This is a genomic window from Quyinboa sediminis, from assembly GCF_042219855.1.
GTDB lineage: Bacteria > Bacteroidota > Bacteroidia > Bacteroidales > UBA5342 > JBHJHP01.
Window position 1 is genome coordinate 535,897 of sequence record NZ_JBHJHP010000004.1, and the last position, 9,315, is coordinate 545,211.

At 40.2% G+C, this 9,315-nt stretch carries 5 protein-coding genes; all 5 read left to right on the forward strand.

Going from position 1 to position 9,315, the window contains the following annotated elements:
- Positions 1-81 precede the first annotated feature (81 nt).
- Positions 82-1,263, forward strand: a complete 1,182-nt coding sequence (locus ACE1EF_RS12585) for a glycoside hydrolase family 43 protein (protein WP_375721022.1) — start codon at positions 82-84, stop codon at positions 1,261-1,263.
- A gap of 83 nt (positions 1,264-1,346) precedes the next feature.
- On the forward strand, positions 1,347-2,441 hold the full coding sequence (locus ACE1EF_RS12590) for a glycoside hydrolase family 88/105 protein (protein ID WP_375721023.1): 1,095 nt from the start codon (positions 1,347-1,349) through the stop codon (positions 2,439-2,441).
- A gap of 14 nt (positions 2,442-2,455) precedes the next feature.
- Entirely contained in the window at positions 2,456-4,534 is a 2,079-nt protein-coding gene (locus tag ACE1EF_RS12595; protein ID WP_375721024.1) for a glycoside hydrolase family 88 protein, read from the forward strand.
- Positions 4,535-4,604: 70 nt separating this feature from the next.
- Positions 4,605-5,354: a tRNA pseudouridine(38-40) synthase TruA gene (gene truA / locus ACE1EF_RS12600; RefSeq protein WP_375721025.1), complete on the forward strand. Its 750-nt coding sequence runs from the start codon at positions 4,605-4,607 to the stop codon at positions 5,352-5,354.
- Positions 5,355-5,734: 380 nt separating this feature from the next.
- Positions 5,735-9,315: DUF5123 domain-containing protein (locus tag ACE1EF_RS12605; protein ID WP_375721026.1), on the forward strand; the 3,581-nt coding region annotated here is incomplete at its 3' end.

The following is a 9,315-nucleotide window of genomic DNA, read 5'->3' on the forward strand; positions in this document are numbered from 1 at the left end:
CTGATATTCCGTCAGACTTTCTGCGGAAAAATGTAAGATCGGATTTGTATATTCGGTTCATAAAACTTTTAAATAATCACTATGTTAAAAAACCAACGCGTACAAAGATTTAATGTTTTAATGACTTTTATTATTTCCGTTTTTGCCCTGACATTTACATCCTGTAATCTCGTAACCGGAAGGAATAAAGCTAAGATCGTAAATAAGGAATTTCAGCCCGGAGCATTATGGTACGATGCAGACAGTGTACACATTAACGCTCATGGTGGTGGTGTTCTGGTATACAAAAACAAATACTACTGGTTTGGTGAACACAAAACGGAAGGCAGACGTGGCAATACATCACTTCAGGGCATCAGATGTTATTCTTCGGATGATTTATACAACTGGAAAAATGAGGGGATTGCACTTTCCACAATTGACGAGCAGGGGCACGATATTGAACCAGGAAGCGTTATGGAACGGCCGAAAGTTATTTATAATGATTCAAGTAAACAGTTTGTCATGTGGTTTCATCTTGAATTAAAAGGACGAGGTTATTCTGCGGCACGGACAGCAGTAGCTGTTAGCGATAATGTTACTGGTCCCTATACATACTTGAGATCTTATCGTGTCAATCCCGGTGTATGGCCTGTAGAGTTTACCGATGAGCAGAAGAATGAAGCATACCCTTCGGACCTGGAATGGTGGACGCCGGAATGGAGAAAAGCGGTGATAAATGGCATGATGGTCAGCAGGGATTTCGATAAGGGACAGATGTCAAGGGATATGACGCTTTTTGTGGATGATGACGGTAAAGCATACCATATTCATTCTTCAGAAGAAAACCTGACCTTGCATATTGCAGAACTGACACCTGACTATACTGGTTTTACGGGCAAATGGACCCGGCTATTCCCGGCCGGACATAATGAAGCTCCTGCTGTTTTTAAACGGAATGGAAAATATTATATGATTGCTTCCGGCTGTACCGGATGGGATCCCAATGCTGCCCGATCTTTCGTGGCAGAGTCTGTTTGGGGACCGTGGACAGCATTGGGGAATCCATGTGTCGGAGATGATGCCAACCTGACTTTTCATTCTCAGAGTACCTATGTTTTACCGGTTCCGGGGAAAAAGAATGCATTTATTTTTATGGCTGACCGTTGGCGGCCACGTAATCCTATCGATGGCAGATATATCTGGTTGCCGGTTGATTTTGAAAACGATAAGCCGGTTTTGAAATGGCATGACAAATGGGATCTGACTTATTTTAATAACTAAAATTTTCTAATATACTTTAAGTGCTTAATATGAATTGCTTAAACAGTAAATTGTTTTTATTCCTGTTGTTAACAGCAGGGACTATGTTTTCATGTACCAGTGAAGCAGCTGACATGCCGTCAAAGGAGAAGGTTAAGTCAATCATTGTAAAGGTTAATGATAACTGGCAGAACCTCAATCCCGAACATGGCAGGGCGTTCTGGGATAATGCGGCTTATCATACAGGTAATATTGCCGCGTATGAGATTACCGGACTGGACAGATACCTGAATTATTCCGAGGCATGGGCGGTTCGCAATGAATGGAAAGGAGCAAAATCGGATAATAAGGCCGCATGGAAATACCATTACGGTGAAAATGATGATCATGTGCTTTTTGGCGACTGGCAGATATGTTTTCAGACTTATATCGACCTGTTTAATCTGACCGAACCAAAGGACTCTTCAAAAATAGCCAGGGCCAGGGAAGTAATGGAATACGAAATGAGTACCGGTAAAAATGACTACTGGTGGTGGGCAGATGGACTTTATATGGTTATGCCTGTTATGACCAAGCTTTATAAGGTTACCGGTAATCAACAGTATCTGGATAAATTGTATGAGTATTTTAAGTATGCTCAAAGCATTATGTATGATGAGGAAACAGGACTGTTTTATCGTGATGCCAAATATGTTTATCCCAGGCATAAATCGTTAAACGGGAAAAAGGATTTCTGGGCCCGTGGTGACGGATGGGTTTTTGCAGGCCTTGCAAAAATACTTTCTGACCTGCCGGATAGTTATGTGCATAAAGCTGAATTTGAAGATATTTATAAGCATATGGCTGCAACCCTTATATCTGCGCAGCAACCTGAAGGATACTGGACACGAAGTATTCTGGATCCTGAACATGCCCCGGGGCCCGAAACCAGTGGAACGGCTTTTTATACATTCGGTCTGTTCTGGGGACTTAATAACGGCCTTCTGGAAAAAGAAACATATTTACCATCTGCTATTAAAGCATGGAATTATCTGACTACAGTAGCCATTGATGAGAGTGGACGGGTGGGTTACGTACAACCTATTGGAGAACGAGCTATTCCGGGACAGATTGTTGATGAGAATTCAACATCGAATTTTGGTGTTGGTGCTGTTTTGCTGGCTGCTTCAGAAGTATACAGATTTATTGACAAGGATTAAGCGAAATTTAAAGGATGAAGATAAAATTTAATACCTTACTTACGGCCTTACCTGCTTTTATGGCACTTATGTTTGTGATGACCGGTACTGTATATGCACAGCAGGCCCTGCCGGATAAAGCAGAGGTTATTGCCACACTAAAAAAGGTCAATAATTACTGGATATCAACGCATCCTGATCCGGGTGACAGGGAATGGGCCAATGCCGTTTATTTTACGGGAAACCTGGATTATTACCAGTTATATCCAAAACAGGATTACCTGGATTATGCCATCTCATGGGCTGAAAAACATAACTGGGAATTGAGTGGAGGAACAACCACCGTTAATGCCGATCAGCAATGCGCAGGGCAGTCTTATATTGAATTATATAAGCTTGATGGCGAGACAGATGAAACAAAAATAGCGGCCATTGATGCTACCATGACCCGAATGGTTAACCGGGATATTTACGATTCATGGTGGTGGATTGATGCTCTGTATATGGCAATGCCGGGTTTTGCCAAACTTGGTCTGCTGCATAATGATACAGCCTATTTTGAACAGATGTACAAATTGTACAACAATACAAAAGTTACCCGGAACCTTTATAACACTGAAGAAGGACTGTGGTATCGGGACGAATCTTTTCTTCCTGAAGTTAAACTTACACCAAACGGACAGGATATCTACTGGTCTCGCGGAAACGGATGGGTATTTGCAGCACATACGAGAATTTTAAAGCTTTTACCCGAGGATGAAAACCATAGAGATGAATATCTTGAAACATTTATAAAAATGGCTCAGGCATTAGTTTCAAGACAACGTGAAGACGGACTATGGAATCCCAGCCTGGATGATCCGGAAGATTATGGCGGACCGGAAACAAGTGGAACCAGCTTTTTTACCTACGGTCTGGCCTGGGGTATAAATGCCGGTATTCTCGATAGTGCAACGTATTATCCTGTAGTGCAGAAGGCCTGGAATGGCCTGACGACCATTGCACTACACGATAATGGATATGTTGGGTATATTCAGGGCGTGGGATCACAACCTTCATCTTCACAACCGGTGACATTCAGCTCGAATGCCGATTTTGGTGTTGGTGCTTTTTTAATGGCAGGAACTGAGGTGGTACATCTTGCCCAGGGCAGTTTGCCTCAACCCTCAACCTTTTTTCTGGATTCAGTGGCTGTGCTTGATCATACACACATAGAACTGAGCTTTACGAATAAAGTGGATATGGAAAGCGCTACAAATGCTGAAAACTATACCATAACAGGTGATGTTCAGGTTTTAAGTGTTTCTGCTGGAAGCAATGATAGTAGTGTTGTGCTTGAAATTTCTCCCCTGGATCCTGGTAGCTATTCTGTTTCTGCAGAAAATGTTTATAGTGAAAGCACTGAGCTTCTGGAACCCGGTGAATTTCTGGGTTTCATTTTCAGCGGAGAGGTCAGTGTGTATGACTTTAGTGGTTATCAGCCCAATACAACCAACCTTCCGGAAAATACACTGGACTTTAATTTTTCTACCCGCTGGTCTTCAGAGGGTATTGATGAGTGGATTATCTATGACCTTGGAGAACAACGGCTAGTGGAATCCCTTGATATTGCATTTTATAATGGCAATACACGGAAGGCGTTTTTTGCTATTGAAGTATCTGATGACGGAGAAAACTTTACAGAAGTATTCAATGGCGAATCCAATGGGGTGACGCCAGAGAATGAATTTGAAAATTTTGATTTTGATGATGTAAAGGCACGCTATGTTAAATACCATGGATTTGGTAACAGTAGCAGCTTTTGGAACAGTGTGACAGAAGTAAAAATTAACTATTCTGACGTTGTTGTAAACCCGATTGAATCTGAACATGCAGTAGCGGATATAAAGCTTTATCCCAATCCAACAGATGGATCAGTTTTAACTATTGATGCTCCAATAGCTGCAGGGCGGAATTACCTTGAAATTTATGATGTGAATGGCAGTCAGGTTCATTCAGGTATGATCGAAAATACTGGTAACGGAAGCCTTACAATCCGTGACATCAACCTATTTCCGGGTCTTTATACAGTACAGCTAAACAGGAAATACAAGACAATACTTATGGTTAAGTGATTAGTAATTATACTATTTGTATTACTTTTAACCCTTTGGCGATCTCCAAAGGGTTTTTTATTGATTAAGCATGCATGAATTAAAAAGTCGATATTTTTTTAGTATACGTTATAAAGGAACTGCATATCACGGCTGGCAGAAACAGAAAGGAGTGGTTAGTGTACAGGAGACGATAGAGTCAGCACTTCATAAAATTCTGCAGACAAATCTTCATATTGTTGGATGTGGCAGGACTGATACCGGCGTTCACGCATCACGCTATTTCTTTCATCTTGATACCGATAAAACACTAAAACCAGATTTGTTGTTCGTCCTAAATAAAGAATTGCCGGATGATATTTCTGTGAATGATATTTTTCCGGTAAGCCACAATTTACACGCTCAGTTTAGTGCAAAGGAAAGAAGTTATTGCTATTATATTCATACAACCAAGGATCCCTTTTTAAGTGAACTGAGTGCCTGTTACGATTTAAAAGGTTTTGATATAAAAAATGTTCAGGAGGCTGCGCGGCATTTAACAGGGGTGCACAATTTCAGGGCCTTTTGTGTTACACCTGCACGGCATTCGAATACGGAATGTGTAGTGAAACATGCTTTATTTGCAGAAAACAAACAGGAGGACGGATATACATTTCAAATTACGGCAGACCATTTCTTACGTGGCATGATCCGGATAACAGTTGGAAAGCTTATAGAAATCGGTCTGGGAAGAATGACCGTTTCTGAGTTTGATCACCATCTGAATTCAGGTGAAAGATTCAAATTTTTAAACCAGGCTTATCCGCAGGGCCTGTTCTTATCCGACGTAAAATATCCATAGTGACATACTGGATGCAGCAGGAAATAATCTTTAGGATGGGGTAGTAATCTTACGGTTTTTTTGCATTTATTTACAAATTACCATTGAATTTTAAAATCCTTTCAGTATTTTTAGTGCTGTATGTGAAAAACAATAAGTGAAATTTTATTCTTAGTGCTAACGTAATTCTATTTGTATGGAAAAAATTATACACTGTTTACGTGTATCCACGCGTGGTATATTAAGATTTCTTATTTGTAAAAGTATTATCAGCATAAATGCCTGATATTAAGATATTTTTGGAGTATTTCCAGCAATGAATTGTGAATGCAATTTATAAATCCCGGGTTATACTTCATACACATAACTATTAATTTATTGCTAAAATTAAACTATTTATTATGAGACGTTTAAACACTTTGTTTTTGGTTCTCGGGCTTTTTGTCATAACGGGCATGAGTGCGCAGAACCTTTTGTTAAATGGTGATTTTGAATCGTGGGACGATGCAAATACACCTTCTAATTGGACTCATGTTGAGAATACCACCAGGGAGTCCGTGGATACTGCTGTTCATGGAGGAATGTATTCAGCCATGCACGTTGGTGGAACAAAAGATTTAGGTCAGTTGATCTCGGGTATTGTTCCGGGAAAATCCTATGAGTTGACAATATGGTACAAAGTTGGTGTTGTAGGAGATGGCAGTGATTGCAGGTTATGGTCTAAATGGTCAACAGATGGTGTCAATGACAACACCACAGATAAAGATTTGTTGCAAGGACCTGGCGGTGGGAGCACTGATTATCTGGATAATAATGGGGGAGTATGGTCAACTTACACCACAACAGTTACTGCACCCGCAGGAGCTAATGAATTCTATTTTGAAGTAAGAACATATTCTGGTGCCACTGTTTATTATGACGATTTTTCATTTGTTGATTTATCAGCTATTGATCTTACGGCAAGCGATGATCCTTCAATCTTAAAAACAACATTAGGTACCGCTGAAGAGGGTGCAACGATTGTACTGAAAAGAGGTATGACGTATGATTTCACATCAACTGTACTTACTAAGTCTATACGTATAATGAGTGAAGCTGGCGAGGGAGATCCTGCTATTTTGGATATGGGTGGATCTTCACTGGATGTTGCTCAGGATAGTGTTCTGGATTTCATTATTTTAAATGATCTGGAATTTAAAGGAGATATAAGTGCAGGTTACTTAATGAACAGTTCAAAAAGCGGAGCCGGTATACATAAATTCATCCTTGATAATGTATATATCCACAATTTAAGAGGAGTATTTCGTTGCAAAACAGGAACAAATAATTTTGACTTGTTTAAGATCAATAATTCTGTTATTGACAGTATTGGTGGATATGGTGTGATGATAATGGACAATGCAGATGCTTATTGTGCAGACGTTGAAATTTCTAACAGTACATTCTCCAGTGTTGCACAATTGTTGCGTTGGAAAAGTACTGCTGATGTTAACTCTGTCGTAATCTCAAGCTGTACCTTCCAGGACACACCAAATGATGGTTATATTATCAGATTAGATGCAGATTCAGTACTTAACGGAGTCATTATTGAAAAATCAATTTTTGGGAAATCAAATAATAAGTTAAAAAGTACAGCAAATTCAAATTCAAGAGTTAGTGTGAAGGCTTATGATTCTTATATGACTTCAGATTGTACATTAAAATCATCTGATTTTGAATCAGCACCAATGGCTTACACAGGTGCAGATGCAAATCTGTTCGCAGATGCAGCTAATAAGGACTTCACCATTAATGATAAATATTTTGAGGGCAGATATACCGCTGGAGATCCAAGATGGTATATGCAACCGCCGGCATTGAAGCACTCTTATACTTTTGAAGATGCTGATACAGTTATTGATAAAGTTGGTTCTGTAAACGGTACATTGGAAGGTAATGCTGTTACAGCAGATGGAGCACTGGTCCTGGATGAAAACGGTGATTACGTATCATTTGATGGTGCTGCACTTGACCTGAATTCATATAGTGCCATTACAATGGAATACAACTTCATGGGATCAGAAACAGCTAATACAGGTTGGAACTGGACAGGTTACTTTGGTGGTGATGCCGGAGCTAATGCATTCTATACTTCCTTGGGTCATTGGAATACTGAGATGCGTACAACCTATTCCGGACAGGAAATTTTCAGAAATGATGTGTATCATAACGATGGTAAATTACATACTATTGTAACGGTACTGACCACTGATTCTCTATTGCTTTACAGGGATGGTGTTCGCTACGATCAACGTGCCATTACGGATGGATTTACAATCGATCCTACCAATGCATTTTTAGGAAAAGGTTTCTGGAATGATGCCACATGGCAGGGATCTATTTATGAATTTAATATTTATGATGGTGAACTGGATGCGCAGACGATTTCTGATAATGCATATGCATTCCTTAGTCCTTCTGATGCACGCCTGGCTGAATTATCATCGGCAGATGGGGAATTAATTCCAACTTATGATCCGTATGCAGGTGTTACAACTATGGTGCTTTCAGTTGCTGAAGGAACAACAAATGTAAATATCGCTGCTGTTCCTATGACAGACGGTGCTGCTGTAACAGGCGCCGGTGATGTTGCAATTGAAGGAACAGTTGATACAATAGAAGTGAAAGTTGTTTCTGTAGATAAATCGGATTCTATCATTTACACTATTTATACAATGGTTGTAAATAACGATTGTTATACACCTACTTATACAGAACTTGAAAACCTCGTATCTGATCCGGAGCTGACTATGATATCAAACTTTGGCGGATGGGGTAACAGATCTGTAATGTACGGACCTGACGCCTATTGTGGTGCCAGCAGTGGTATGATTGTTGGTAATAATGGTGGATCTATTGATTTACTGAATACAGCAAGCCTGTTAAAACCAAATACCACATATCTTGTGAAAGCAATGGTTTATGCTGCCGGTTCAGGGCAATGTCAGATTGGTATTGGAGGAGATATCCTTAATCCAAATCCAATGGAGGTAAGATCGACATTGAATGATCAGTGGGAAGAAATCTCATTTACATTCACTACTCAGGGAACTGTACCGGGTGGAGCAGTTATCTATTTCAATAATTACGGATTGAGTAATGAGTTATGTTATATCGACAACTGGGAATTGTATGCAGTACCACCGTACACACTGGCTTTTGTAACAAAAACCACATCTGCATATGATGTTGCAGTTATAGATTCTATCAAAGCTCAGGGAGACTACCTGGTAACGACTTTTGTTCCTGACGGAGGTGAAGGTGTAATTACTATGGATGATGCAACTGCTTTAAGTGATTACGATGTTGTCGTGATTGGACGTAACATTGGAAGTGATAAAGTTGGTGCAGCTAAAGATGCATGGGATGAAGTTACGGCACCGGTGCTGTGTATGAATATGTATGGTATCAGGTCTAACAGTGGCAGAGCATTCTGGACTCCGACTCAGGTTGCTAATAACATAACAGTGAACGCTGATACCGTGTTAAAGGCACAGATTGTTAAACCAACAGATGCAGTATTTGATGGTATCACAGAAACCACTATTGATTACTGGGATGGCATGTTCAGTATCTTTGCTCCTGACACAGAGGGTGATGATGCCGGTAACGGTGAGTTGTTGATGACATCAACAATTAATGAACCGCTGTTTATGCGTTGGGAAAAGAATGTTGAGTTCTATCCTGGAGCTGGTCACGCGCCAAAAGGAGATCGTACTTATCTGGGTAACGGTAATGATAATACAGAAGTTGTTTACTTTGGCTTCACTGAAGTAGGAAAAACAATATTCTTTAATGAGTTGGAGAGAATGGCATCAGGTGAGCCTGTGGTTATAGAAAGAGCGAAGAAAGTTGCTTATGTAACTGAGTCCAAAACGATGGCAGAGACAGCTGCACAGCCGGATGCAGATCCGATTGTAACGATGTTGATGGAAGATGAAAA

What these genes read in the sequence shown, in the direction of transcription:
- ACE1EF_RS12590 (WP_375721023.1), top strand. Translation starts at nt 1,347, where the DNA reads ATGTTTTCATGTACCAGTGAAGCAGCTGACATGCCGTCAAAGGAGAAG.
- truA (WP_375721025.1), top strand. Translation starts at nt 4,605, where the DNA reads ATGCATGAATTAAAAAGTCGATATTTTTTTAGTATACGTTATAAAGGA.
- ACE1EF_RS12585 (WP_375721022.1), top strand. Translation starts at nt 82, where the DNA reads ATGTTAAAAAACCAACGCGTACAAAGATTTAATGTTTTAATGACTTTT.
- ACE1EF_RS12595 (WP_375721024.1), top strand. Translation starts at nt 2,456, where the DNA reads ATGAAGATAAAATTTAATACCTTACTTACGGCCTTACCTGCTTTTATG.